The 26996-nt window shown below is 48.6% G+C and carries 26 protein-coding genes; 19 read left to right on the top strand and 7 right to left on the bottom strand.

Annotation, left to right across the window (positions count from 1 at the left end; translation table 11 throughout):
• Positions 1 to 4: 4 nt before the first annotated feature.
• From PU624_RS03830 to PU624_RS22225, 3 genes are all read left to right on the top strand, one after another.
• A complete protein-coding gene (locus PU624_RS03830) occupies positions 5 to 1015 on the top strand; it encodes a LacI family DNA-binding transcriptional regulator (protein ID WP_283545230.1) in 1011 nt (336 codons plus the stop codon).
• Between the two features lie 555 nt (positions 1016 to 1570).
• On the top strand, positions 1571 to 2017 hold the full coding sequence (locus tag PU624_RS03825; protein ID WP_283545229.1) for a PACE efflux transporter: 447 nt from the start codon (positions 1571 to 1573) through the stop codon (positions 2015 to 2017).
• Between the two features lie 229 nt (positions 2018 to 2246).
• Entirely contained in the window at positions 2247 to 2450 is a 204-nt protein-coding gene (locus PU624_RS22225; protein ID WP_349372155.1) for an Hha/YmoA family nucleoid-associated regulatory protein, read from the top strand.
• 839 nt (positions 2451 to 3289) lie between these two features.
• On the opposite strand, the gene PU624_RS03815 is transcribed toward PU624_RS22225, so the two are convergent.
• The 3 genes from PU624_RS03815 to PU624_RS03805 are packed head-to-tail and all read right to left on the bottom strand — an operon-like array spanning position 3290 to position 4840.
• Positions 3290 to 3538 (bottom strand): putative hemolysin, encoded by a 249-nt coding sequence (locus tag PU624_RS03815; RefSeq protein WP_283545228.1) that lies wholly within the window; start codon positions 3536 to 3538, stop codon positions 3290 to 3292.
• Between the two features lie 39 nt (positions 3539 to 3577).
• The gene (locus PU624_RS03810) at positions 3578 to 4213 is read right to left on the bottom strand and encodes a helix-turn-helix transcriptional regulator (RefSeq protein ID WP_283545227.1); all 636 of its coding nucleotides are present in this window, start codon (positions 4211 to 4213) and stop codon (positions 3578 to 3580) included.
• A gap of 36 nt (positions 4214 to 4249) precedes the next feature.
• Positions 4250 to 4840 (bottom strand): helix-turn-helix domain-containing protein, encoded by a 591-nt coding sequence (locus PU624_RS03805; RefSeq protein ID WP_283545226.1) that lies wholly within the window; start codon positions 4838 to 4840, stop codon positions 4250 to 4252.
• A 1018-nt stretch (positions 4841 to 5858) separates the two neighbouring features.
• Between PU624_RS03805 and PU624_RS03800 the strand changes: the two genes are divergently transcribed.
• From PU624_RS03800 to PU624_RS03750, 11 genes are all read left to right on the top strand, one after another.
• Positions 5859 to 6176 (top strand): hypothetical protein, encoded by a 318-nt coding sequence (locus tag PU624_RS03800; protein ID WP_283545225.1) that lies wholly within the window; start codon positions 5859 to 5861, stop codon positions 6174 to 6176.
• Positions 6177 to 6185: 9 nt separating this feature from the next.
• Positions 6186 to 6413 carry a hypothetical protein gene (locus tag PU624_RS03795; RefSeq protein WP_283545224.1) on the top strand — a complete coding sequence of 76 codons (228 nt, stop codon included), beginning with the start codon at positions 6186 to 6188 and terminating at the stop codon, positions 6411 to 6413.
• A gap of 93 nt (positions 6414 to 6506) precedes the next feature.
• The gene (locus PU624_RS03790; RefSeq protein ID WP_283545223.1) at positions 6507 to 7040 is read left to right on the top strand and encodes a fimbrial protein; all 534 of its coding nucleotides are present in this window, start codon (positions 6507 to 6509) and stop codon (positions 7038 to 7040) included.
• Positions 7041 to 7099: 59 nt separating this feature from the next.
• Positions 7100 to 7837: a fimbrial biogenesis chaperone gene (locus PU624_RS03785; RefSeq protein ID WP_283545222.1), complete on the top strand. Its 738-nt coding sequence runs from the start codon at positions 7100 to 7102 to the stop codon at positions 7835 to 7837.
• Positions 7838 to 7862: 25 nt separating this feature from the next.
• Positions 7863 to 10451, top strand: coding sequence for a fimbria/pilus outer membrane usher protein (locus PU624_RS03780; RefSeq protein ID WP_283545221.1), 2589 nt, complete (start codon positions 7863 to 7865; stop codon positions 10449 to 10451).
• A 12-nt stretch (positions 10452 to 10463) separates the two neighbouring features.
• Complete coding sequence (locus tag PU624_RS03775) at positions 10464 to 11549, top strand: fimbrial protein (RefSeq protein ID WP_283545220.1); 1086 nt, start codon at positions 10464 to 10466, stop codon at positions 11547 to 11549.
• A 62-nt stretch (positions 11550 to 11611) separates the two neighbouring features.
• Positions 11612 to 12268: a response regulator gene (locus PU624_RS03770; RefSeq protein WP_283545300.1), complete on the top strand. Its 657-nt coding sequence runs from the start codon at positions 11612 to 11614 to the stop codon at positions 12266 to 12268.
• Between the two features lie 36 nt (positions 12269 to 12304).
• Positions 12305 to 13627 (top strand): TolC family protein, encoded by a 1323-nt coding sequence (locus tag PU624_RS03765; RefSeq protein ID WP_283545219.1) that lies wholly within the window; start codon positions 12305 to 12307, stop codon positions 13625 to 13627.
• A gap of 26 nt (positions 13628 to 13653) precedes the next feature.
• Entirely contained in the window at positions 13654 to 14913 is a 1260-nt protein-coding gene (locus PU624_RS03760) for an HlyD family secretion protein (RefSeq protein ID WP_283545218.1), read from the top strand.
• 17 nt (positions 14914 to 14930) lie between these two features.
• Complete coding sequence (locus PU624_RS03755) at positions 14931 to 17075, top strand: peptidase domain-containing ABC transporter (RefSeq protein WP_283545217.1); 2145 nt, start codon at positions 14931 to 14933, stop codon at positions 17073 to 17075.
• 30 nt (positions 17076 to 17105) lie between these two features.
• On the top strand, positions 17106 to 17537 hold the full coding sequence (locus tag PU624_RS03750) for a DcrB-related protein (RefSeq protein WP_283545216.1): 432 nt from the start codon (positions 17106 to 17108) through the stop codon (positions 17535 to 17537).
• An 82-nt stretch (positions 17538 to 17619) separates the two neighbouring features.
• Here the strand turns inward: PU624_RS03750 and PU624_RS03745 are convergent, their stop codons facing one another.
• Both PU624_RS03745 and PU624_RS03740 read right to left on the bottom strand, forming a co-directional pair.
• A complete protein-coding gene (locus PU624_RS03745; RefSeq protein WP_283545215.1) occupies positions 17620 to 18117 on the bottom strand; it encodes a FidL-like protein in 498 nt (165 codons plus the stop codon).
• Positions 18114 to 18941, bottom strand: a complete 828-nt coding sequence (locus tag PU624_RS03740) for a winged helix-turn-helix domain-containing protein (RefSeq protein ID WP_283545214.1) — start codon at positions 18939 to 18941, stop codon at positions 18114 to 18116. Before PU624_RS03740 ends, PU624_RS03745 begins: the two co-directional genes overlap by 4 nt.
• Before the next feature lie 386 nt (positions 18942 to 19327).
• On the opposite strand from PU624_RS03740, the gene PU624_RS03735 reads away from it, so the two are divergent.
• The 3 genes from PU624_RS03735 (at position 19328) to PU624_RS03725 (ending at position 22561) form a co-directional block, all read left to right on the top strand.
• Positions 19328 to 19942 carry a TetR/AcrR family transcriptional regulator gene (locus PU624_RS03735; RefSeq protein WP_283545213.1) on the top strand — a complete coding sequence of 205 codons (615 nt, stop codon included), beginning with the start codon at positions 19328 to 19330 and terminating at the stop codon, positions 19940 to 19942.
• A gap of 229 nt (positions 19943 to 20171) precedes the next feature.
• Complete coding sequence (fabF, locus tag PU624_RS03730; protein ID WP_283545212.1) at positions 20172 to 21455, top strand: beta-ketoacyl-ACP synthase II; 1284 nt, start codon at positions 20172 to 20174, stop codon at positions 21453 to 21455.
• Positions 21456 to 21670: 215 nt separating this feature from the next.
• Positions 21671 to 22561: an ROK family protein gene (locus PU624_RS03725; protein WP_283545211.1), complete on the top strand. Its 891-nt coding sequence runs from the start codon at positions 21671 to 21673 to the stop codon at positions 22559 to 22561.
• Between the two features lie 54 nt (positions 22562 to 22615).
• Here the strand turns inward: PU624_RS03725 and PU624_RS03720 are convergent, their stop codons facing one another.
• Both PU624_RS03720 and PU624_RS03715 read right to left on the bottom strand, forming a co-directional pair.
• Complete coding sequence (locus PU624_RS03720; RefSeq protein ID WP_283545210.1) at positions 22616 to 23554, bottom strand: Rpn family recombination-promoting nuclease/putative transposase; 939 nt, start codon at positions 23552 to 23554, stop codon at positions 22616 to 22618.
• Positions 23555 to 24201: 647 nt separating this feature from the next.
• On the bottom strand, positions 24202 to 24990 hold the full coding sequence (locus tag PU624_RS03715) for a MipA/OmpV family protein (protein WP_283545209.1): 789 nt from the start codon (positions 24988 to 24990) through the stop codon (positions 24202 to 24204).
• Between the two features lie 129 nt (positions 24991 to 25119).
• Between PU624_RS03715 and PU624_RS03710 the strand changes: the two genes are divergently transcribed.
• Both PU624_RS03710 and PU624_RS03705 read left to right on the top strand, forming a co-directional pair.
• Positions 25120 to 25815, top strand: a complete 696-nt coding sequence (locus tag PU624_RS03710; RefSeq protein WP_283545208.1) for a response regulator — start codon at positions 25120 to 25122, stop codon at positions 25813 to 25815.
• Positions 25812 to 26981 (top strand): sensor histidine kinase, encoded by a 1170-nt coding sequence (locus PU624_RS03705; RefSeq protein WP_283545207.1) that lies wholly within the window; start codon positions 25812 to 25814, stop codon positions 26979 to 26981. The genes PU624_RS03710 and PU624_RS03705 overlap by 4 nt, the downstream gene beginning before the upstream one ends.
• Positions 26982 to 26996: the final 15 nt, after the last annotated feature.

Genomic DNA, 26996 nt, shown 5'->3' with positions numbered 1-26996 from the left:
CGGCATGTCGCTGAAAGAGGTCGCCCTACGGGCAGGTGTCGGACTGGCAACCGTGGATCGGGTGCTTAATGAACGTGGCGGCGTCGCGCCGGAGACGGTTCACAGAGTGCTGCAGGCAGCCCGGGAAATCGGTCTGAAGCGGATCCTGCCTGAGGCGCATCGTCATCCGTGGCAGATAGAACTGCTGCTGAGCAGCAACGATTCGTTTTTCTTTAAGCAGCTGGCGCAGGATTTTACGGAGATGGCCACGCATCTGGGCTATCGCCGGTTAACCCTGCATCGTATTTTTGTACCGGAGGCGCAGCCTGAACGGCTGGCAAAACTCATCAGTCAGGCCGCCGGGACACGCAAGGGACTGATCGTTTTTGCCCATGCGCATCCGGCGATTTATGAGGCCCTTCACCAGTGTCAGGAACGGGGCATACCGGTGATTTCACTGGTTACCGATTTGCCCGGAGCCGCCCGGCTCTGTCATGTAGGGATCGATCAGTTGCAGGCAGGGCGCACCGCCGCTCAGCTGATGGGCAAAATGCTGCATCAGCCCGGTGAGGTGTTGATGGTCAGTGGACATCAGGACTATAGCGCGCATCGTCAGCGCATTGAGGGATTCCGCGACCTTTTAACGCGCCGGTTTCCTCATCTTCAGCTGCGTGAAGTTCTGGCTGCGCAGGAAAATCGCGACACACTCAGTAAACTGCTGGAGAAGCAGCTGATTCAGAGCGGAAATCTGCAGGGAATTTACAATACCGGCCTGGGGAATAGTGAAATTGGGCAGGCACTGGCACGGCACCGGCGGCTCAATCAGTGTGTCTGGATCACCCATGAACTTTACGACACGACCCGAACCCTGATGGCGCAGCAGAGTGTTGCCCTGACGCTCGATCAAAATACCCGACAGCATGCCCAGCTCGCCCTGCAGTTGATACTGAACTATCTGGAACAGGGGGTGAAGCCCGATGAGTATCTCAGCGGGAAAGTGAATTTTATGATTTACACCGCTGAGAACGGGGTGTGAAACCGGCAGCTTTATAACCCCCTGCCTCCGGCCCCGCAACCTCGATCAACGCACTCCACCTGCAAGCGTTCACATACGATCATAAACTGCAGCAAGCCCCACTTTCAGCACCAAGGTCTGATATTTATCTAAATAATGAAACATAAATCTATATATCATGCATTTCGTGTTTTAAAGTTTCGCTGATTGAAAGAGTTGCTATCATCGCCCTGAATCCGTCTGACAGCTGCCGTACTGAAATGGAAACAGAGGCAGGCCTGGCCATCGGGCAACCGTCGGCATTGAGCGATAGGGTCAGAGCAATCCGGATACGACTACGCTAATGCGAATATCGGTTAAAGCCGGTTTTGAATGAGAGTTGATAAATATCAAACCTGACCAGCTTTTTTATTATCCGGCTCCCGTTACATTTTCACTTTCGGACAGGGTAGTGATAAATTCTCATCGATTTAAAAAGCATTCCGCATCGCGCATAATATAAGCAGAGTGAACGGCGGACGGGTATTAAATGTCCCACACCGCCAACGGAGCATGACTAATCGATGAGAGCATAGCTTGCAAAACCATCTACCTCCGGTTCGTAGTACTAAAGAGAGAGTGCTGCACGCAATTGTTTTTGAGGTCGCCGCAAATATTCTGGCTTTTATTATCCTGATTATTATGGCTTCCGCTGCCCCAGCACAATCAGCACTGTTAACCGTGGTATCATCGACGCTGGCTATGGGCTGGAACTATCTGTTCAACCTGATGTTTGACCGGATTCAACGACAGAAGGGATTTAAAAAAGACTGGCGGGTAAGATGCCTGCACGCCATTATGTTTGAGGCTGGCCTGTTATTCCTGCTGATCCCCTTTGCTGCCTGGTGGCTGGATATTACGCTGTTCTCAGCGCTTAAGCTGGAATGTGGACTGGTCATCTTTTTCCTGATTTATACGTATCTGTTCAATCTGATATGGGATAAGGTCAGAGAGATTAAAATTAATGATAAATCAAACACATAAACCAACTCCCCTGGCGAAAGCATGGAGTAAGTAACCTTTCGCGTGGCCGGAAAAGTAAAGCGTCAGAGACGGTCATGCGCCGCTGAACACATCCGATGCGTAAGGATAAAAATATATCTGTAGTCAGGATCACTGTGATTTTCCTGACGACATTGATATCACTGCGAGTCAGCTTAATTAAAGTTAAGACCGCGTATCAGATCATTTCTAAAGGTTAAATCAAATCATTATGGATAAAGTCTATTATCTGAATAAGTTAAGAAACTGCCCATCAACAGACATTCTTGAAATTGTGACCAGCTATATGCGGAAAAAGCTCCCTTCCGATGACCTCTCCTCTTTAGAAGGCGCATACGATCATCGCAAGGCGGAGTTAATAATGAAGGAAACTTACAGTGAAGTCCCTTCAGAGGTCTGGCGATTAGTTTGCTAAAATAAAAAAAAGAAAACAGATCAAAAACAATCGACCCTTTGTAATATGTTAACCGGAATTGAGATCATCAGTTCCGGTCAACCGATTGTGCCCGCTCTATTTCATCCTGGCGAGCAGGATTAATTAAACACAAAGTCACAGCATCAAAAGAATATGCACAAAGGCGATGATTGGTTAAATAAAAAGAGGTCATAAATAACGGTCAGAAGGGAGTAAATCAAATTTATCGGGACACTGAAAATCATTTCAAAGTCTCTAAAAAAATGTGAATCAAATTTCGCAAACAGTGAAAAAACAGCACTGATGACACCTGAAGGATTCTCACAGCGAAGCCAGCCATGAGCAGACGCGATTCTACGTATCTTCCTCTGGAAAGGGTGCCGATCTGTCGCACCATTTTCCTGTGCGGAGAGCTGAAACCACAGTCAGCATCACCGCTCACTGACTGGATTCAGCACCATAGTGCGGGTGGCACGGCCCGGTTACATAATTTGACTGAGTCACTGTTTTGGCTACAGGCGGACAGAGAACAGATAACCTGTAAAAGCGATCCGGAACAGGAATGCGCTGATGCATACCGCTCCCCTCCATTTGCCCAAAGAATTAACTGCGCGCTCTCAGAGCACGAGGCTTAATTCAACGCCTATGCTGAGACCGCCAATGCCCGAACGAGAGCTCTGTGATTTAAGAGAAGGTAAGAGGTGCGGGGCATCCCGTCAGCAAAGCTGACGAGTGTCACGACATGATGTGAAGCGGAACGAAGTCAGGCATAGATACGGGTACGATCTGAGTTCGCCTGTAGCACCCGGCCGGGCGTTTACAGACGAAGAGGAAGGTATTTACTGCAGATGGTCACGATGAAACAGAGCCCATTGTTCAACACGTTCACCTGAAGGCAGCAGGCAATAGAGGGCGCTGCCAGTGGATGATTTCTCCTGCACCTGCTCTCCATTACGCTTAAGGCACCATTCACTGGCAGGATTGCGCATAGACAGGCGCTGCGGATCATCGTGATGCGATGCACAGGCCGTGAGTTGCAGAGCTAGCATCACCAATACGCTGCCTGTTAATTTATTTACAGTCGTCATCAAAGCCTCATAACAGTTTCAGGAAGTTCAGGCGCGACATCAGGCTTCAACAGAACTCACAACGCCTTTGTAGAGCTCGATCAATGATAAATCGTTGATGAAAGCGTTGAACGCTATGTCACCCCGCAAGGCAAACTTCCTCATCACATTATATTTATGCGCATAAATGGTTTTTTCCGACAAATTCAGACATTTTGCCGCTTGCCGTACGCTATAGCCCTTTTTCAGAAAGCTAAGCACCTGTAACTGAACCACGGTTATACGCGCGAAATCGCAGCGCAGGCAATCTGAGGGTAAAAAACGTGGCATGCAGGCCTGATTAGTCAGCCAGGCGCGAATGATCTTTTCAGATATAGAACGAACGGAATCGATGCGTGACACCACGATTAATGAGCGATAACAGGCAGGAAGATGTTCAGTAAGGATATCTGCAGACTGCTCTACAAACACCAGGATAATGCTACCCGGTTTCCGTTCGCGGTAAGCAGGCTGACACATGTAAAGACGCCATTGTGAGTCATTGATCAGGATAAAATCTGCCTGGCGCAAATTGTGACTATCATATTCTGATAAAAAACTCACCTTAGCGTCAGTTAATGTCGCCTCCTCGATAAGTTTTAAGATGCCTAATCTGAAGAAATAATTCTTATCTGTACAAATGACTTTAAGATCCATTTTTTCCTTCGGCATCTCAAAATTAATAATGAAATATCAGGTGAACTTACCGTTAACCAGTACCAGCTCACCCTTCTCTTTAAGTTCTTTCAGAACCCGGCAAATCGAGCTTTTAGAAAGATGTGAGCTATTTTCGATCAGGAAAAGTGCGGAGAAACGCTTCTTCAGATGCGTCGGTAACTTTTCCCACCGGTTAATCAAAGAAAGAACCTCGTCGTGTGAGTTATTTTTTGGCAACTGAATATAGTTCATCAGATCAGAATACTGACCCGACAAAATAGACATTGCATCGTTAAAGAGATCTTTTTCAAAAATCAGACGCCAGAACACATCGTAATCGACGAAGCTGACTTTACCGTAATCTATTCTCTCCAGATACACGGGGGGTTCATCTAAAGCTGGCGTCACGCCCACAACAAAAGGGGCAGACAGGATATTAAGGACCTTATTTTCAGACTTGAGCTTGAGTAAAAAATCACCATCAAGAATAAACATTACCCGACGCACATTATCTTTAGTGAGATGATAACGGCGCTTACCACGTGAAATCTCATCTGGATTAGCAACCTGAGTATATCCGGCTAGCGCGTCGATGATGCGCTCATGATTTTCTATCACTCTATACATAATAATTAACTCAATCTAACTAACACGAGGTTAGTGACTAGTAGAAATATAAGTAAAAATCTGTTTGTTATTGTCTGTGTTTTCGCCCGGTGTTTTAACTCTAAACAGCCTCAAAATTGAGTAACAGAGTGAGTTATTATTGGTTTGGCTATAGTAAAACCATCACACTAAAATTCAACACCACAAACGGGAAAAAATTAAGACCATTAAGCCAACCAATGGCATACCAACCAGATATTTCACCACTTAAAATCCACTCAATCAGTAGATCTGACTGAGAAGTAGAGGCATACTGATAAGGTTATAACTTTTTTTAGAAATACAATTCAATCATAACCATATGAACATAAGTGTTATTGCACCGCAAATTTATGCATACAGAAATGCATAATATATGCAAAACTACGCCATAAATTAAAAGTCAGAAATCATATTGGAATCATTGTTACCCCCTCCCGACGAAGAAACAAAAAAAGCAAAAATCATTCATGGCGTAAATTAAACCACAGCATCCCCATAACAGACATTTAAATTGGCAATGAGCTGATATATAGATTTATAATCTGTTATATTTAATATAATTAGCCAAAGAAACCACTGAGATTGCGTCCCTCCTTTTCTCATATTTAAGCCTCGTTTATACATGACAACGAATTTTCAACGATCTGTTTACCTGTGTGGCGCCCGCCTGATAACTTTCCAGCCTTTACAGCCCACCGAGTTACAGCCTTATTTTTTAATGGCTGAAAATTACCCCATTGTTTAAAACATTCAGCTAATCCTTATCAGAATATGAAATATAAAAATTAAGAAGATATTGTTCCGCCTTCACTAAACGGCGATAGATGTAAAATCCATGTAAATAAATAACACGGTGATTTAATTAAAAGAATTACGGAGAATATTAATTATGGACGTTTTACTATTTTATTTTTTATGGTCTGACAATCTAATAGTCTCCGCTCGCATGACGCGGCATTTTAGAATCAGCTGATTATTAGTATTTTTGGAGATTTAAATGAGAGAGTTAACATCTGTTGAAATGCAGAGTGTTTCTGGGGCAGGTTTTTTTGATTTTATCGGCGCAGTAGTTGTTGGCGGCGTTACCGGAACAACCAGTTTCGGTCTTAAATGGGCAATGAGCGGCGGTAGCGCAGGTGGTGTGTTAGGCGTCGGCTTAGTTTCAGGAACGGGTGGCCTGGTTATTGGAGCAGCTGTCGGACTGGTTAATGGTGCGCTTTATGGCGCGATAAATGGCTGGGGGCCAACTGTAGGCTGGTTCAATACAGTTGTTGAAAATACTTTTGATCCGATTGCACCTGTCATTAAAGCCTAAGGCATTAATATGCGCGAATTAAATACCAAAGAAATCGAAGGCGTTAGCGGCGGTTCTCTCACCTCATTTATTCTGGATTTTTTCAAGGGATTAGGCCCAGGTTCAGCGTCAAAGGAGAAAACTGAGTGGGTTCGCCCGGACTCAGTGCCTGCAGCGAATCCTGTCAGCGGCGACGCTTTTGGCATGGGCATCGCAGGTCTCGTCTCAGCAGTAATATTCGGTGTGTTGTTCCTGTAGAGCACTTCCTTTTCAGGGAGCATCAAGCGACTACAGGAATTGTGCAAAACCAAAATGGTAGAAATTATCCATTCTTTATACGAAGGAAAGTATATGAAAAAGATATCTATGGTAGCCATGGGTCTGCTGCTGGCAGCGTCTCAGGTGAATGCGGCCGAGGCTTCTGACGGCACAATTAACTTCAAGGGTGAAATTACATCTCAGACCTGTACTGTAAACGTTAATAATTCGGGCAATAGCTCTACACTCGTAAATCTGCCAAAAGTGACTACAGGTGTATTGAACGCCGCAGGCGCTGTCGCAGGAAATACCCGCTTTACTATGGCGCTGAGCAATTGCTCTGCACAAACCGGTAATGTATACGCTTACTTTGAGCAGGGTGCGAATGTCAACGCCGAAGGTCGTCTGACCAATACTGGTAGCGCAACAGGTGTGGATCTTCAGCTTCTGGACAGTGCTAATAAACTTATCAACGCAGGTGGCTTTGAGCAGACCACGTCTCCTGCAACTGTGCCTCTTACTGCTGGTGCAGGTACGCTGTCTTACTCTGCTCAATACTACGCAACTGCGGCGGCAGGAGCGGGTAGCGTTTTGTCAACTGTAAACTATTCAATCATTTATCTTTAAATGATTATGGTGGGGGCTATGCCCTCACCACTCATCCTCTCCTCATTGCTGTTAATATCATGAAAAAAAAAAGCATTAAGTTTCTGATCTCCTGTCTGCTTACCTGTGCAATGACTTCATCCGCATTTGCCAGCGTGACAATAACGGGCACCCGGGTCATCTACCCAGCCTCTGAAAAAGAGGTTACCGTTCGGCTCGATAACCGTGGAGATCGGCCCGCGCTCGTTCAGGCCTGGATTGATAACGGAAATCCGGATGAAGCACTAGATAAAATCAATGTTCCCTTTGTGTTATTACCTCCGGTTTTTCGTATGGAGGCTAACAAAGGGCAAACGTTACGTATTATCTTTACTGGCGCCAGTCTACCCACCAACAGAGAGTCTGTTTACTGGCTGAATGTTCTGGATATTCCTCCACGCAATAAAAGCATGGCTGGTCAGAACCAGTTACAAATGGCGATCAGAAGTCGTATTAAAATATTTTATCGCCCGGCTCAATTCGATGCAGTCCAGGCCAATAAAGCCGCATCAGGTCTGATATGGCACCATGGCTCAAAACCTAACGTTCTGTCTGCAACCAATCCCTCTTCTTTTTTCGTTAACGTCTCTCAGGTAAATGCTGAAGATAATGCCAGCCACAAATTAAGCAGTGAGAAAGGGGAAATGCTGGCACCAGGCGAAACTAAAGCATTCCCGCTGAAAGGCATAAGTACTAATAAATTAAAATCAACAATCAGCTATCAGTACCTGGATGATTTTGGTGCTGCACGCAAAGTTGAAAGTAAACTAATTGAGTAGCATTTGTAATTAACCAGGGGAAATTATGATGGCAGGGACTGTCTCTTTAAATAAACCAACTGGCAGAATGTTTTATCGCTCTTTTATGGCGCTGTTTCTGACCGCAGCAACCCATCCCGCGGTTGCTGAACCGTCTTATGATTTCGATGAATCTTTTGTAAAAAATATACCCGGAGTAAAAGTAGATGTGGCGCGCTATGCCACAGGCAACCCAATCGATCCGGGTGTCTATACACTGGATGTTTTTTTAAATGGCCGGCAAATAAGTCGTGAAAATGTTCAGGTTGTACTTAACGGAACAGGTACTAAGGCCTGTCTATCTTATGATCTGTTTAAAAGCCTCTCAATCAAGGACACGGTTTTCAGTTCTGAACAAGCTGAAGCGTTACGGTCGGGTAACCAATGTATCGCTATAGAAGAGGTGATTAAGGAGAGTCATGCTGCGATAAATTCGGCTGATATGCAGATGGATATCTCCATTCCCCAGATTTATCTGCTGCGCTCCGCACGAGGTTACGTAGCGCCCGAATTCTGGGATAAGGGTGAAACGGCACTGACGCTCAACTATGACACTAACTTTTACCGCTCTGTTAACAACGGGCGCGAGTATGACTCTTTTTATGGCCAGACGCTTGCAGGCTTTAACCTGGGCGGCTGGATGTTTCGTCATGACGGTTCGCTAAGCTGGCAACGTCAGCAGGGTGATGAATCCCATCATTACAATGCCATTAACACCTATGTTAAGCGTGATATTCCACAACTGAAGTCGCGCTTACTCCTGGGTGAAGGAAATACCAGTGGTGAACTGTTCGATACGCTTTCATTCCGCGGTGCACAGATATCAAGCGTCGATCAAATGTTGCCTGATTCACAACGCGGTTATGCACCTGAAATACGGGGTGTTGCCCGCACCAGTGCTCAGGTAACCGTATCGCAGAACGGCAGTAAAATTTATGAGACAACGGTACCCCCGGGTCCCTTTAACATTAACGATCTCTATCCTACAGGCTATGGGGGTGATCTGGATGTAACGGTTAAAGAAGCTGACGGCAGTGAAACACGTTTTTCAGTGCCCTATGCGGCTATGACGAGGCTCAAGCGTCCGGGTATGACGTTCTTCTCAGTGACGGGTGGTGTTTCGCGTAAAAGTAATATGGCCTACACACCTTCTGTCTATCAGGGCACGCTTCAGCATGGCTTTACGAATAGCCTGACCGGATATACCGGTATTCTGGGATCAGATAACTATATCTCGGGGCTGTTAGGCGGTGCGCTCGGGCTGCCAGTTGGCGCGATATCTCTGGATGCCACAAGTGCTCAGACAAAGTATGGCAATCAAAAAAAACAGGGTGTGAGCTATCGCGCAACTTACAGCAAAAAAATTTCCGGGACGGGTACAAACTTTACGCTCGCCGCATACCGTTTTTCATCATCAGGTTATTTCAGCTACGATAATGCATTGCAAATTAATAACTACTACAAGAAAAATAAAGAGAATAACGGAATAAGTTATCTTTCCCGGCCCAAACAACGCTTTTCAATGACTGCCAGCCAAAATTTTGGAGGGTCATATGGGAGTGCGTATCTTACTGGTTTCGTTCAAAATTACTGGAATGATAGCGGTGAAAATACCCAGTTCCAGTTAGGCTATAATAATAGAATCGGGCGCGTATCCTATACATTATCTGCAAACCGATTATTATATTCAACAGGCGGACATGACACTCAGCTTTCAATCGATTTGTCACTACCAATTGGTAGTGAAAGTAAACATTATGTAAATGGAAGTGCCACGCATAATAAAGAGGGCGTGAGTGCGCAAACTTCCCTGAATGGCGTCCTGGGTGCACATAATGAATATAGTTATAACGTGGGTGCTGCACGCGATAGTGATAACAGTAAATCAGGTTCTGTAAGTGGCCAATATCGTTCACCTTACAGCATGCTGACAGCGTCATATAGCAAAGGTGAAGATTACTATTCAGCCTCCGGAGGCGTTAGTGGATCCATTATTGCTCTGTCTGATAGCATTAACTTCAGCGCCTATCAGTCATCAACTTATGCTGTCGTGTCAGCCAATGATGCCGAGGGTGCCCGGGTACTGGGTTATCCAAATATTATATTAAATGGAAGTGGCAGAGTAGTTGTCCCGAACCTTAATCCGTACAGAATAAATGAGCTGGCGATTGATCCTAAAGGCATCCCGCTTGACGTTGAACTGGAATCAACCCAGCAGCGCGTTATTCCTGTAGATGGCGCGGTGGTCCGGCTGGATTATAAAACCAGTAAAGGCAAACCACTTTTAATACGTGCCAATCAGTTAAATGGTAATGCCCTGCCCTTTGGCGCCTCAGTCAATGATGAAAATGGCAATCTTGTCACGACCGTTTCACAGGGCGGCCAGATTTATGTGAGGCTCAACAAAGATGTCAGTCGTCTGCATGTGTCATGGGGAAAAACAGCCAATGATAATTGCCTGGTTAACCTTGAATCGGGTTCAGTACAGTCCAGCGATAATCAGGCACTGGCAAGACTGACAACAACATGCAGCAATGAACTGACACAGTCGGTTCAATATGTTTCTAACAACGACAATAAAGACAACCGGGGTTAATGAGGTGACATTATGTTTTTAATTACAGCAAATAAATTAATGCGCCTCATGGTCTCAGCTACATCAACATTAAGCCTGATGCTTATGGCTGTTTTTAACGTTAATGCAGCAGGTTCATCGACCGATGTGACATTGACCTGCAAAGAGACAGCGACGCGCAATCTGCTTGACCTGAAAGCATTAGGCATCAATCTTTCAGCTTCCGTACCTGTAGGGACGATTGTTGCAAGCGGCACAGTGACAGCTAAATTTAAATGCGCGATGAATGATTTTATGCAGTACAAAGATAAGATGATCGGTGAAGTCTATTTCAAACGTCAGCCAATTCCAGAGGAAGCTCTGGGTTATGGATTGACGCTGTATACCGGCTATGGTGGTGACATGAGCAATGAAGAAGCGAATATACCTACCGGTATCATGATCAGCACTTATGCTATAACCAGTGGCGGAACCCTGGGCGAGTATACAGATGCTACGTTGAGTGTGCCTTATCAGATTGTTAAGACATCTGACTCTATGTCCCCGGCTATTTCACTCAGAAACAATGTCGTCCCATTCAGTGTTGGTTCATTAGTAGTAGGTGCAGGCACAGGAGGCACCTCGGGGGACTTGCCATTTAACTTTTCTAATAACAAAACAGGCTTTGTCACTGTAATAGATGAGACCTGCAAAGTTACAGGAGAGGTTAATCAGGTTATTTCCCTGGGGAGTTATACTACTCATTCCGGTAGCGGTTTGGGTGCAGGAATAGGCCAGACAACGGCTGCCAGAGCATTCAACATTCAGCTGAACTGCGAGGCATTACTTTCGGGTAATTTTGACGTGATGATGCAGTTCGATGGTGATGCGTCCAGCGGACTTGACGATGTGGGTGTGGTCGCGCTTAACGCCACATCAACCGCCAGTGGGGTCGGCGTTCAAATTCTTGACGAAAATCAGAAACCCATTGCTCTGGCTACGCCTTTCCACATTGCCTCTTATCCGCTCTCATCTGCCCTGTTAACTGTGCCATTTTATGCACGCTATTATCAGACGGCGGCAAGGGTAAAACCCGGTTCGGCAAATGCGGTAGTAAAGTATACGATTAGTTATCAATAATCGGCAGGGCTCTGCTGAGCCCTGCTTTAGATTTTAACTACAGCAAAGGATTATCTGTGAATATGCATCAGGGAATGAGAAAAATAAAAATCGGGGTTTCTGATGAAAGTCCCTTTATTCTTTACTCCATTCAGACCATATTATTAAAAGAATTCTCCGATCTGAGTATTGCTGCTTATCCGATCGAAACTGAAGATTTACTATCCAAAATCAGGACGGAGATTCCGGACATATTAATCACTGATTTTTGCTTTAACTTCGAACGTAATGATTTAAATGGCGCAAGAAAAATAGAACAGATTTACAAACAAAACCCGGAACTGAAGATCATTATTTTTACTGCGCAAAAGAGTCAGGCTGTTATGAAAAGTATATTACAAATCCCGATCAGTGCTATCGTACACAAACGCGATAATATTCGTGATTTGGTCAGGGCATTTAACTGGGCTTGTTCATCAAACTCAGGAATATACTATTCAGAACAGATGAAAAACTTAATGCTTTCTGCACCTGAGAATACAACGCGAACACTCTTATCACCTTCCGAGGTCGAGGTCATCCGACTCTTCGCGATTGGATATAGCTTAATGGAGATAGCCAAAGCGCGCAAACGCAGCATAAGCACTGTTGCAACCCAAAAATACAACGCCATGCGCAAACTTCAACTCCAGACCAATACAGATTTAATTAAGTATGTTTTTGCACAGGAACTCGTTTAACGCATCAGCATAATATTTATACACACAGCGAAAACCATGAAATTCAATAATATTAAAATTGTATTGTCTGCACTATTTTGTGCACCATTAATCACATCTGCAGCCAGCCTTGAACAGGCCGCTAAAGCTGCATTAACGTATGACTCCGCATTACAATCGAGTCAGATGAGTAGCGCTGCCGATAAACAAAAATACTGGCAAGGAATGGCCGGTATGCTGCCAGCGTTAACACTTGAAGGAAGCTGGGATCGCCAGGAACAGCCTGACAAAAAATACCAGAGTGGCGTGACGAATCACAGTTATGATCTGAGCGTCAGGCAACCCCTCTTTGATATGAGTAAATATGCCGGGTGGCGTAAAGGTGTTGCTATCGCCAGTACTGCTGAGGCGCAGGGAAAACAGGCTGAAGAAAGATTATTAAATTCCATCAGCAATGCTTATTTTACCGTGCTTTATCAGCAGGAAGTTTTGCAGGCCGCAAAATCAGCCAGTCATAATTTTAAGCAACAGCAGCAAAAATTGCAGACCGGTTTAATTAATGGCCAGAATACCCGCACGGAACTTGATGAAGCAAAAGCTAACTTCGCGCTGGCGCAGGCAAAAGAAATTGAAGCAGGCAATCAGTTATTGCTGGCAGGCGAGGCATTTCGTCGATTATCCGGTATCAGTCCGGATGGTATCGAACCCGTAAATTTTCAGTGTCTTAAATCCCCACCCTACGCTTCGCTCACCGATGCGATTAATGCCAGCCAGCAACGCAATACCGATATCAGAATCGCGATGCTGCAGACCGATCAGGCCGATGCAGATGTCCTCGCGGCCGACGGCGCGCATATGCCGGTGGTTTCACTCTATGCCCGCTACGGCAAAAACTGGAGCCGTAATGATAACGAAGACAATGTTCTTTATAACGCAATCTTTGGGACCAGTTCGAAGAGTAACAATCTGCAGTATGGCGTAAATGTTTCTTTTCCCTTGTTTGCCGGCGGTAGTCAGGTTTCGCAATCTTTTGAAGCGGCCTACCGCCGTCAGGCGGCAAAGTACTCCACGATGGAAGCGCAACGCAAAGCAGCCACCGATACGCGTTCTGCCTGGCTTAGCCTGACCAATGGCAAAGCCTTAATCAGGGCTCAGAAGAACGCCGTTGACTCAGCGCGTGAAAAAGTCGTGTCGGTCCGGTATGGCCGTGAAATGGGTTTTCGGACCGTTAATGATGAGCTGGATGCCCAGCAAAAATATTATACCGCGCTAAAAGATCAGGCTGAAGCCCGCTTAAGTTATCTCAATGCTCTGATTAATCTGGCGCAAAGCACCGGATCGCTATCCCTCGACATGCTGAAATTTTTTCAGTGCCGTTAATCCTTTTAATCATGATGAATATATAAATGGAACAGTCACTCTTCCGCCAGGAGGCGCTTGATGCCGCTAACAGGGGTAACCTGGGTGTCGTGGCACTCTATTGTCCACCTTATCGCTGGCTTGTCATTTCTGTGGTGATTTTTATTACTGCCGTTACCGCTCTTTTTTTTATTTTTGGTAGCTATACAAAATATGAATCTTCTACCGGTGAACTGCTGCCTGAAAATGGCATGTTAGTTATTCCGCCTCCTGTCAGCGCCACGGTGGTTGATATTCCGGTTAAAGAAGGACAGCTCGTCAAAAAGGGGGATGTTCTCATGGTGCTGTCATCAGAAATTTCAACACAAATGGGACAGACGCGTCAGGTCATTGCGGAAAACCTGGCAGGTCAGCGGGAAAGGCTGCAGCAGGATCTTGAGACACTGGCCAAACTGCATGACGTGGAGATGAAGGGGTTATCGGACACAATCCGCAGTCTGAAACTTCAGCAGGAACAGCTTAAATTGCAGCTTGCACACCGTCGTAAACAGGTGGCATTAGCAAAGCTGCAACTCGATAAACTGAATGCTATGCATCAGGAGGGTTACGCCTCAAACCGTCAACTTGAAGAGCAGGAATCTGCGCTACTCGATAGTCAGGCACGCTATCAGGAGTACCAGCGTCAGTTGCTGGATACGTCCCAGAAAATCGTTCAGGCGGAACAGCAGCAGGATGAAAGGCCGCTGGATGATGAGAAAAAACGTAACGATATCGAGCGGCAGCTGGCAGATAACCGTCAATCGATGGCGGAGAATGAAGCGCGGCGATCCTTTGAACTCCGTGCGCCAAAAAGTGGCTATGTCGGCATGATCATGATTAAAAATGGTCAGATGCTGAATGCCGGCCAGTCAGCGATTTCCATTCTGCCGAGCAATTCCGATCTGGTTGCCCGCATCATGGTGAATACACAATCCATTGGCTTTATTAAGCCAGGTCAGCGGGTTGTGCTGCGTTACAAAGCCTTCCCTTACCAAAAATTTGGTCAGCAGTATGGCAGGGTGACCGAAGTTTCCCGCACCGCCCTCTCTCCTCAGGAAGTTTCCACCTTAACCGGTAAAAACAATATTCAGGAACAGCAATATCGGGTGCTGGTCGCACTCGATAAACAAACCATTTCTGCTTATTCGCAGGATGAAAAACTGAAGCCGGGTATGGCGCTGGACGCCGACTTTATTGTCGACAAACGTCATCTCTATGAATGGGTACTGGAGCCGATTTTCGCGCTGGGACACAAAATTTCTCTCTGATTTAGAAGGTCTGTTCTGTGTTGTTATTAGAGAAACTCAATTTTAAATGGTTTAACCGCCTGCCGATGATTCGTCAGTCACAGGCAGCGGAGTGCGGGCTGGCTTGTCTCGGCATGGTGGCCAATTATCACGGTCATGAAATCGACATGATTACGTTACGTCGCCAGTTCGCCACCTCACTCAAAGGGGCCACACTGGCTGATATTATTGCGATGGCACAACAGCTCAACATGACTTCACGGGCATTGCGTGTGGAAATGGAAGAGTTATCTAAACTTCGCATGCCCTGCATTCTGCACTGGGAACTGAACCACTTTGTCGTACTGAAAAAAGTGCGCGGCAATAAAATAACCCTGCATGATCCTGCGCGTGGCATTCGGGAGCTGACATTCAAAGAGGCCTCCAGCGCCTTCACTGGCGTCGCTCTGGAGCTGGTTCCCTCTTCCAGCTTCGAAGTCAAAGAGGAAAAAGAAAGCATCTCCATGATGAAGCTGGTGGGCAGCGTCACCGGCGTTAAATCTGCCTTTGCTCAGGTGCTCATCCTGTCGATCGCGCTGGAGCTGTTCGGCGTCCTGACCCCATTCTTTATGCAATGGGTTATGGATATGGTGCTGGTCTCAGCTGACTACTCTTTGCTGACGTTGCTTGGTATGGGCTTTATCATGATCGCGCTGTTTCAGACGATCGTCACAGCCCTGCGCTCGTGGGTAATGAGCTGGTTCTCCAGCCAGCTCAGTGTGCAGTGGACCATAAACGTCTGTCACCATATGCTGAAGTTGCCGCTGGAGTGGTTCGAATCACGACACACAGGTGACATTCTCTCCCGTTACGGTTCACTTAATACCATTCAGAGTACGCTGACCAGCCGTTTCATCAGCACCGTACTGGACGGTGTCATGTCAATTGTCACGGTAGTAATGCTCTTCATTTATAATGCGCAACTTGCCTGGCTGGTCATTGGTCTTTTTATCGCTTATGCGCTGCTGCGCTTCCTGGCCTACGATCCGGTTCGCCGGGCCAACGAAGAGCAGATAATCAGTTCGGCACGAACCCAGTCTTCTCTGCTTGAGACATTGCGCGGTATACAGGCAGTGAAAACCAATAATAAACAGATCCCCCGCCTCTCGGCTTACATGAACTTTCTGGTGGATACCACCAATAAAGGCATTGTGATACAGAAGCTTAATATTCTGTTTGGATCCGCACAGGGGTTACTGACGTCAATAGGCCGGGTCGTTCTGGTCTGGCTGGCCGCGCTGCAGGTGCTCGATGGTAACTTCTCCGCCGGTATGCTGACGGCCTTCATCAGCTTTTCCGATCAGTTTATGAGTCGCGGCGCGGGTTTAATCAACGCCATCATCGATTTCAGAATGCTGCGTATGCATGGCGAACGTCTGGCCGATATTGTGTTGTCAGAAACAGAAGACAGTTCTGAAACCAACCCCATTCTGGTCAGTAAAAGCACCGACTATGAAACTGAAGAACCGCAGGATATCAGACTGAATGATATCCGATTCCGCTATGCACCGACGGAACCCTGGGTTGTCGATGGTGCAAATCTGGAGATTAAAGCAGGCGAAAGCCTGGCCATCGTGGGGCCATCCGGACAGGGAAAAACCACCATGGCCAAAATCATTCTTGGCCTGCTGCACCCTGAAGCCGGCACTATCACGGTGGGGGGGTTGGATATCACCCAGACCGGACTTGAACACCACCGTAACCGGATCGGCTGTGTGATGCAGGATGACATTCTCTTTTCAGGCTCTATCAGTGAGAACATCAGCTTCTTTGATAATGAACCCGACCACGAAAAAATTACGCGTGTGGCACGCCTGGCCCAGATTCATGGCGATATCATGAAAATGCCGATGAATTATCAAAGTCTGGTCGGCGATATGGGGTCATTTCTGTCGGGAGGGCAACTGCAACGTATTCTGCTGGCACGCGCGCTGTACCGTGAACCCCATATTCTGGTTCTGGATGAGGCAACCAGCCATCTTGATATCTATAACGAAGCGCAGATTAACAACGCCATTAAGCAGATGAAAATTACCCGAATCATCATTGCACATCGCCCGGAAACGATCCGAAGTGCAGACAGACTCGTCCTGCTTAATAACGGCATGCTCAGCGAGGTCACTGCAGAGCAATTATTCAGTTAAAGAACACCCACAACAATATGGAAATGACGCATGGATAAGTCTCTTTGCCGCTTCAGCGAAGGTATGATCACATTGCCACAGGGCTACTGTGAGCGAACGCTGAACACACTGGTTCATACGCAATCAGCTCTGCCGCCGATCACTATTTCCCGCGATAAATTAGGGAACCATAATAATCCGGAAGAGTACATTCTTAGCCAGCTGGCTATTTTTCAAAAGCAGATGAAAGACTGGCAGCAGCAGGATCATCAGCCTGTGGTGTTAGGTGATGGCCTGACCACCGGCATTATGATTACCTACGATTTTCTGCGACCCGATAATCAGCGTCTTTATCAAAAACAGGCGATATTTACACTGAACATGGATGATATTCTGATCTTCTCTCTGTCAAAAGCGGCACCTCTCACAGAAGAGGACATTCAGCTTTTTACCGGGATACTGAAAACCTTCCGGACCGGCTAACACAGTTTATTGTCTGCCAATGTGAAAAAACCGGAAGGGCAAAAGTCCTTCCGGTTTCGATTTCAGCAGAGTGCCGTACGACTTAATATTTCTGGCAGCTAAAAAGATAGGCAAGCGGCGCGCCGATAAGATAGGTGCTGTCATCGAGCTGAGTGATGTCCAGTTGCACATAGGTGGGATCCAGCGTGATTTCTGCCAGCAACCGATTGAATACCGTATCCGGCGTCGTATCATTCGTTGAAGTAATGATCGTTCTGATCTTATAACGATAGGTATTGTCTTCAATTTCATGACCATTGTTCAGCACAATGCGCCGGTTCAGAATGGTCACCTTGTCCCCGGACGTTACTTTTCCGTTCAGCAGCAGATAGCCAGAGTTAAGATCGACGAAACGCAGGTCCTGAGAAACCGCAAAGTCTATTTTTTCATTAGCATCATGACTAAGTTCATAGCGACTGAATGTTAAGCAATGAAAAGGCAGAACGCTTGTATGAGGCTTAAAATAGTTAATGCCTGCAAAGATCAGCAGCAACAGCACAGCAAGCGTGAACGTCAGCGTGAAGGTAGCGCGCCTTCTCAATTGATTCTCCAGTCAAGATAGTAAAAATTTTCACAAGAAATAATATGTCCACTGCCATTGAGGTTACAGGCGGAGATAAGCGTCCTTCCATAATTAGTGGTGGAGAATGCGGTGTTTTTATCAAAATAGATGCGTCGTCCGGGCACACAGGATTCATTATTCTCTGCGAGCATCTGAAGAATTTGCTTACTCAGCGATTTTTTCTCAAAAACGTCCAGCCCCTGAATAAACACGGCCTCACACCCCCCTTCAAGTTTTACAGTACTCATGCCTGTATTAATATCAGTATCACGGGCAGCATAGTACCAGGCAGTACTCGCCATTAATGCCAGCACAATAAGGATGAACGTCACCCTGAAGGCGGGGAAAGTTTTTTTGACAACGCGACCTGCCCATTCTGGAGCAGGTGACAGGACCTGATTTTCCGGACCGGCAACAGCAACCTCAGCGAGCATTTCATCCTGTGCTTCTTCCGCCCTGACGAGAGAGGGAGGTGATTCACGTTCAACTTTGATTTCGGTATTGAGGCGTATACCAATTTTTGGAATGGTAATGATCAGGTTTTCACAGCCGAAGGCGGCAAGCGCTCTGCGCACAATGCTGAGATACTGATTCAGATTACTGTTTGAACCGCGTAAACCATATTTATCCCAGACCTCGGTCAGCAGGGTGTCACGCGCCAGTATTTCACCACCGGAATTCAACAGCTGTTCAAATAGCCGGCCCGATGAAATGCTCAGGCTCAGTGACTCCTGGGTAGGGATATGACTCAGCGTACAGTCATCTGAATTGAAGGTGATAATGTCGTTGATGATGTAAATCATTAAAAATACGCTGAATTTGCTTAATTACCGTTATTATAAATTACGTTATATAAATATTCACTAAAGAGACCTTAAATAGCCACCTTAAAGCGGCTTTACCGTCTTGACAAAAAATGCGACTAATGTCACGAATACATTCTAAAAATGTCCTGCCAGCCCATAAGCGGGTTTACTGAAATGGGTTATTTCTCTTTAAGACGCGCCGTTCTGCAAACAACTCTGCTTCCTCCTCTCACCGGGAATGCGGTTCAACTGAACTGATAACCGCTCTCTCTTTTTATCCGCAGCAAAATGTAGTGTTTCATGAAAACCACGTCTAAAATGTGACCACCAATAACAGTGGTCACTGAATTTTTAACCACTTACCAACTCGTCAGGTTATAACAATGACTGAATCCGTTACGGACAGTGGCACCCGCGGCCCCGCCGGGCACAGCGTGCGTGACCAGATTGTGGATGCTGCCATGCAGCACTTCGCGCATTACGGCTACGAAAAGACCACCGTTTCCGATCTCGCCCGAGCTATCGGCTTCTCTAAGGCGTACATCTACAAATTTTTTGAATCGAAGCAGGCGATTGGCGAAGTCATCTGTTCAAACCGGCTGGCGATGATTATGCAGCGCTCTGAAGCTGCGATCGCTGATGTACCGGGGGCATCGGAACAACTGCGGCGACTGTTTCGCACGCTTTCCTCCTCCAGCACTGAGCTGTTTTTTCATGAACGCAAACTCTATGACATTGCCGCCGTCGCGTCGCGCGATCGCTGGCCATCCGCCCTGGCATACGAAAAGCGTATTCTGAATCTGATTCAGCAGATCCTTCGTCTGGGCCGTGAAACGGGCGAGTTTGAGCGTAAAACGCCTGCTGACGAAGCGGCAGAAGCGATCTACCGGGTGATCAAACCCTATGTCAGTCCGGTGCTCCTGCAATACAGTCTCGATGAGGCAGAGGCCGCCTCCGCACAACTGGCTGCGCTGGTGCTTCGAAGCCTTGCACCCTGACAGGTCGTGACCATTGACTTAAATGGTCACATGATCAAAGCTAAGCCTCTCTCTGGTCATCATTCAGGATCCTGATGCTAAGCTTATCTTTATCTGTTCTCTTTCTTTCCTGCGCTCGCGCAGCGCAGGGTCTCACCCTTCACGCTCCAGGCATTCATGCCTCAGGCGTGTTTCCACGCTTTGCGACAGCATTCCAGCCGCTGTCCGAAAAGATGACAGGAGAAACCGCATGAGTCATTCAGCCTCATCACAACGCATTGTCATTACCGGCGCAGGCATCGTTTCGCCACTCGGCTGTGGCGTTGACACCGTCTGGCAACGATTAACAGCGGGCGAGTCGGGTATCCGTCTCCTGCCTGATACGCTCACCGCCGGCACCGGGATTTCTGTAGGTGGCAGCGTGCCGGGCATCGATGAAGATCCGCTGGCGGGCTATGACCCCGAAGCATTCATCGCGCCGAAAGAGCGCAAAAAGATGTCACGCTTTATCGAATTTGCGCTGCTGGCCGCAGACGAAGCGCTGAATCAGGCAGGCTGGCATCCCGAAGATGACGCCGCACGCGAGCGCACCGCGACCATAATCGCCTCCGGCGTGGGCGGCTTTGGGGCCATTGCTGACGCGGTGCGCACCACCGACGCGCGAGGCCCACGCCGGCTCTCGCCCTTCACTGCCCCTTCGTTTCTGGCCAATATGGCCGCCGGTCATGTCTCGATAAAACACGGTTTCACGGGCCCGCTGGGCGCGCCCGTGACCGCCTGTGCTGCAGGCGTGCAGGCCATTGGTGATGCCGCCAGGTTAATCAGGAGTGGCGAGGCAGACATTGCGATTTGTGGCGGCACCGAAGCAGCCTTAGATCGCGTGACGCTGGGCTGTTTCGCAGCAGCACGTGCACTGTGCGTGGGTTATGAGGATCATCCGCATCATGCTTCGCGTCCGTTTGATCGCGACAGAAGTGGTTTTGTGATGGCTGAAGGCGCTGGCCTGCTGGTCATTGAATCGCTGGCGCATGCCGAAGCACGTGGCGCTATCCCGCTGGCGGAGATTATCGGTTATGGCACCAGCGCTGATGCTTACCATCTTACCGCAGGTCCGGAAGATGGCAGTGGGGCTGCGCGGGCGATGAGGACGGCTCTGCGCCAGGCCGGTATCAGCCCGGACGATGTCCAGCATATAAACGCTCACGCAACCTCCACGCAGGTTGGCGATCACGGTGAGCTGGCCGCTATTCGCGCCGTATTTGGTGATGATTCACAGGTTGCGATCGCCTCAACCAAATCCGCCACCGGACATCTGCTGGGTGCGGCGGGCGGTGTTGAGGCGATATTCACCCTGATGGCGCTGCGTCAGCAGATTGTTCCGCCGACGCTGAACCTTCATCATCCCGATGAAGCCGCAGGCAATCTGAACCTGGTGGCGCTCAGCGCGCGTCCCGCCGTACTTAACCATGCCATGTCGAATGGTTTTGGCTTTGGCGGCGTTAACGCCAGCATCCTGCTGCGGAAATGGCAGTGACGCCATAGTAACGTTTAAACCTGCGCAACCAGACGCTCTGATGCGCAGGTTTTAAATTACAGGGATATTCCTGTGCGCGGGGTAATCTCAGATACGCCCTTTCAGCAATAGCTTTCTATCTGTACCTTTCCTGACAAAATTGCCGCCCTCCCGCCTCCTGCCCTTTTCTTTCAGCACTACAATTAACCGGATGAAAACAACTTCAGAGAACGTTGATGAAAATTGCAGCTTTTGACATTGGTGGTACCTCTTTAAAAATGGGCGTGATTGACGATCAGGGAAATATACTGACCAGCGACAGTGCCGATATCTCCCATAACTCACGCGACAAAATCCTTGATGAGATCCTGGACTGGCTGGAGAAAAATCCCGGCTGTGCAGGCATCGCCGTGAGTACGCCGGGTTATATAGATGCAGAAGCCGGATATATCGCCATGGGCGGTACCATTCGTGACTTCGATCAGTTTCATCTGAGTCAGTGGCTGACGGAAAAAACCGCTCTGCCTGCCACGGTTGAAAACGATGCACATTGCGCACTGCTGGCTGAACAGTGGCTGGGAAAAGCGAAAGAGCTCAATGATTTTCTGATGCTCACCATCGGCACCGGCTTAGGCGGAGCGGCCTTCTGCAACGGCGCCCTGATCCGGGGTGGTCGTAATCGGGCGGGCGAGTTTGGCTGTCTGCTGACCTCACGGCCCACCAGCAGCAATATTGAACGTCACACCATGAGCCAGAGCTGCACCATGACGGCGTTGCGGGAGAATTACAGCCAGCTCACCGATCGGCCCACTGACGACGTGAGCGGTAAAGATGTCTTTGATGCATACGATAGAAATGAAGAAGCCGCGCAGCAGGTGGTGAATAAATTTTACGAGGACCTCGCGGCCTGTTTATACAACCTCTTCAGTGTCTTCGATCCGCAGATGATATTTATCGGTGGGGGGATTACTGCGCGCGAACCGTTCCTCGATGAACTTGGAGAGCAGCTCGCAAAATATGATCTGGATATTCCGATTGATGCCGCGACCTACGGCAACGACTCCGGCATGCTGGGCGCGACCTGGAATTTCCTGCAGCGCCAGCAGCGCGGGAAAGCTGACAGGTGACTCAATACTCACACTGAGAATGCAAACCTGGATCCGGATCTTATCCAGTAAAACCTAATGCTGGATTTGATCCAGGTCCTGTGAGGTAAGGCCAGTCAGCTCCATGATGGTTTTATGTTCAAGGCCTTTCTGTAACATAGTTCGCGCAATTTCGAGGGTTGCTTCACGCTTACCTTCAGAGCGCCCTTTTTCAATACCTTTTTCAATCCCTTTTTCGATGCCCTTTGCGATACCTTTTTGCTCAAGCTGCTGTGCGATTGTCATCAGTGCGTCTCCGTGTTGCGGCACCCGCTGTGCCAGTTCGCGAACAAAAGCTTCATGATCAGCTGATTCGCCTGCCTGCATCAAATAGTGTATCAGCGCCAATACCTGGGGTGAAGAAAGATAATCGGCCATGAGTAACGTGGCCAGACGATCGGTCAGACTGGCTATGTCACGTTGATGAATATGCTTCTGCATCAGCGTAAGCGCGGCCATGCTGCGATGCGTCATGATCTCGTCATCAGGGATAACTGTCACGTCCACCAGCGGAAAAGCACTTACATAAAGATTTTCTGCCACATCCGGATCATCAAATTCATCGAACCAGCGGGTGGAATAAGGATAGGGAGTACGCTTACCGGTGTAGAACAATACCGGTATAACCAGGGGCAGCTTTTTATGGCCCGCCTCAAGATGCCGTTGCATCGCAGCTATCGCATAACGCATCAGGCGGAACGCCATATGTCTGTCAGGCGTAGATTGATGTTCAATAAGAACGTGAATATAGCCGTCCCCGGCGGAGGTTTTCAGACTATACAGAACATCACTAAAATACTGGCGCAAATCGTCTTCAACAAAAGAGCCAGATTCCAGCTTGAGGGTGTTGAGATCACAGATTTCACGCAGTTCCGCAGGAAGATGCAGTTGCATAAACTCTCTGGCAACATCCGGGTGTGTCAGGAACTGTCTAAATGTCGCGTCATGGGGTATTGAGCTTTTTTTATTTGTCATCGGTTCACTTTCTTTAAATTTTTATGATGCTTCTTCAGCAAGAATTTATCCGGAACAGAGTAAATTATTGCTGAGTCATCTATGAATTCATAGACAATGAATGCATTCATATTTAAGAGAAAATGTTATTCAATCTTCGAATTAATTGAAAATTACCCACCACATATCAATGCACTTTTATTTAGAAATAAAACAATAAGTTAACCACATCAAAAACCTACATCATCATCGCATAGTTACATCCCGCGCAAACATTCTAATCAAAATAAATGAGTGGAAAACCTTCTAAAAAAACCATCACCTTCTGAATGACATCTTTTTTTGAAATATTTATTTAGTCACTTCATTAATATAAACGCACTCAACAACCTGCCATTAAGAATAAATCTTACCTTTAATGCTAATAATTTAACTTATCAACCTGCACCACTCTCAACAATAGCGTTAATTACTTACGTAGCACTGATGCGAAACACTCACAGTCGCGGTGATAAACATTAATAACTAAAGATATCCCTATCCTTATTTCGGCGCATCAAACAGACTAAGCACCGCGACTATCACCGCATAAACCAGCAGATACAATAAAATCAGCGCAGCAAGCAAACGACGGTGGCTGCGCATCTCTCTTTTCTTCATGATGCCATTCAGAAGGTGTAGCTCAATGCCAGCGTGGCCGTCGCGCCGTTATTCCGTGCGACGATGGGGCTATCTGAGGCATGCTTATCCAGCCAGGTGTAATCCCCTATGACGCTGGCGGCCCAGGCAGGCGTGAACTGATGGCTCCAGGTCAGGCTGGTGTCGGTGCCGTAAAACCCACCCGCCGCATCGTAGCGAGCAAATCCGCTGCGCGCACTTTGCTCGCTGTTAACACCGTAATACGTATTCATGTAACGTGCGTCGCCAAACAGACCGGCCACCTGCAGAGCGACAGTATCGTCGCTGGTCTGCCAGGGGATCAGGGTCACAGAAGTCCGATACTGCACACCCTGACTATCACTTAACGGCAGCGTGGCTTTGCCCTCCAGTACAAACCACGGCGTGACTGACCAACCCACCGCCAGTGCGGTGTTAACCGTTGCGTCGATATTTCCCATGCCCCTGAGCCGGTCATCACCGTCACGCCAGGATGAATTCCGGTCAGAGCGGCCCAACCCGTAACCCAGCGTATGTTCCAGATACAGTCCGTTATCCGCCTGCAGGTCGTAGCCAATCCCTTTCTGCGAGTCGAAGAAGAAAGCTCCGTCTCGCGCCTGAATCACCGGCATCAGTTGCCAGTGCTGCTTATCTGCACCGCTATAACGCGGTGCATTGATACCTGCAACGCCCAGGGTCAGGCTAGGCGGTGGTGTCGCACTCTCATCAGCCACGGCAGCAGCGGCGCTGAATCCCAGCGAAAAACAGACCATGTGAAGCGTTATTTTTCCGGTTATCATCACGTTTCCTCATTATCACATCAGGTGCGGAGCTGAGGGATTCAGTGCCGCGTCACTGGCCGGAGTATGCGAGGCGAGTGTCAATGAACGACCAGGGATTTATGAAGAAACAGTCAAGGTGATCCGAAAATGCAGTCAAAACGTGTACTGATTATTGAAGATGACGCAGATGCAGCGGGCGTACTTGAAGCCTACCTGAAACGTGAAAATTATGAGGTCATGATTGCCGGTGACGGGCCCGGTGGGCTGGAGGCTGCCCGCCGCTGGCAGCCCGATCTGATCCTGCTGGATATCATGCTACCCGGCATGAACGGCACCGAGGTGCTGGCTGCGCTGCGCCGTCGTGACGATACCCCGGTTATTATGGTGACGGCGATGGGCGATGCACCCGACCGCATCGGTGCGCTGCGTTATGGCGCAGATGACTACGTGGTCAAACCCTATCATCCGGGCGAAGTGGTGGCGCGCGTTCAGGCCGTGCTGCGCCGCAGCCAGAGTCACGCCCGCATCGCAGAAACCCTGCGCTGGGCAGGTTTAGTGGTTGATCCTGTGGCACTCACCGCTGTGGTTGATAGCGACAGTGAGGCACCGCGTCGCCTGGATCTGACGCCCACTGAATTCTCCCTGCTGGTTACGCTGATGCGCGCGCCGACGCGTCCGTTCACTCGTCTGTTTCTGCTGGAGCACTGCCTGCCGGAAAGCGATGCGCTGGAACGGGTGGTGGATACCCACGTCTATAACCTGCGCCGCAAGCTGGAAGCCGCGGGTATCTCTGACGTCTTACCGGCGGTTCGCAGCGTCGGCTACCGGTTCAGACAGCCATGAAAAACGATACGCATACCTCATTGTGGCGCTGGATCTGCATCCGGGTACTGTTGCTGGCGATAGGCAGCGTGGTGCTAATCGCTATCTGTATGTGGCTGCGCTTTGCGGTACAGGCATTCTGGGTCTATTACCGGATGCCACCCGCGCTGCTCGAAGAGTTCCGGCAGTTGCGCCTCCATCCCGCCAGCGATCCGGCGCGCTTTCATCAGATTATCGATCAGTGGTGGGGCATCAACTTTTCCGATCCCTCGCTGGCCTCATCTGACTGGCTGACCGTCCTGGTTCTGGTGGTGGTCACCATCCCGTTTATGGTGCTGATGGCGCTGCGATTTGCCCGTCCGCTGTCGGCGCAGTTCAGCCATCTGGCCACGGCGGCGCGCGCGGTATCGAAAGGCGAGTTTGGCCGGACGGCGGTGGTGGTGAAAGAAGCCCCGCAGGAGCTGGTGCGCTTTACTGAAGATTTTAATCAGATGACGCAGCAGCTGGCGCGTTACGAGCGAGAGCTGCGCACCTCCCATGTGGCGATGGCGCATGAACTTCGGTCACCCCTGACGGCAGCGATGGGCCGCCTGCAGGGCATTCTGGATGGCGTCTTTCCAGCCGAGCCGCAGCAGCTGGCGATGATCATGAAGCAACTGACGCAGCTCAGTCGCCTGACTGACGAACTGCATCTCTTATCACTGGCGGATGCCGGGCAGCTTACTCTCAACCGCGAACGGGTAAATCCCGGTGAATTACTGCGCGAGCGCACTGGCTGGCTGCTGCCGCAGGCCGAACAGGCGGGGATGACACTCACCGTTATCGCACCCGAAGAGCTGCTGCTCTATGCCGACGCGTTCCGCCTGGGCCAGGTAGTGACCATCATCTGTGAAAATGCGCTTCGCTACGCCGCCGACGGTGGGGCGTTGCTGATCACCGCCAGCCAGAACGATCAGGCGATCACGATGACCTTTCGCGATTACGGGCAGGGTGTTGAACCCGACTTCCTGCCGCAGCTGTTTGATCGCTTTACCCGCGCCGACTCCTCACGCGCCCGCCACTCCGGCGGCAGCGGTCTTGGACTGTCGATCGCCAAAGCGATCGTCGAGGCACACGGCGGGTCGCTCCACGCCACGCTGCCTGCCGACGGCGGTCTGCTTATCGGGATCACGCTGCCACTGAGATAAATTGTTCAGGCTTGA

Source organism: Pantoea sp. Lij88, assembly GCF_030062155.1.
GTDB lineage: Bacteria > Pseudomonadota > Gammaproteobacteria > Enterobacterales > Enterobacteriaceae > Pantoea.
This window is presented reverse-complemented; position numbering and strand designations above follow the sequence as displayed.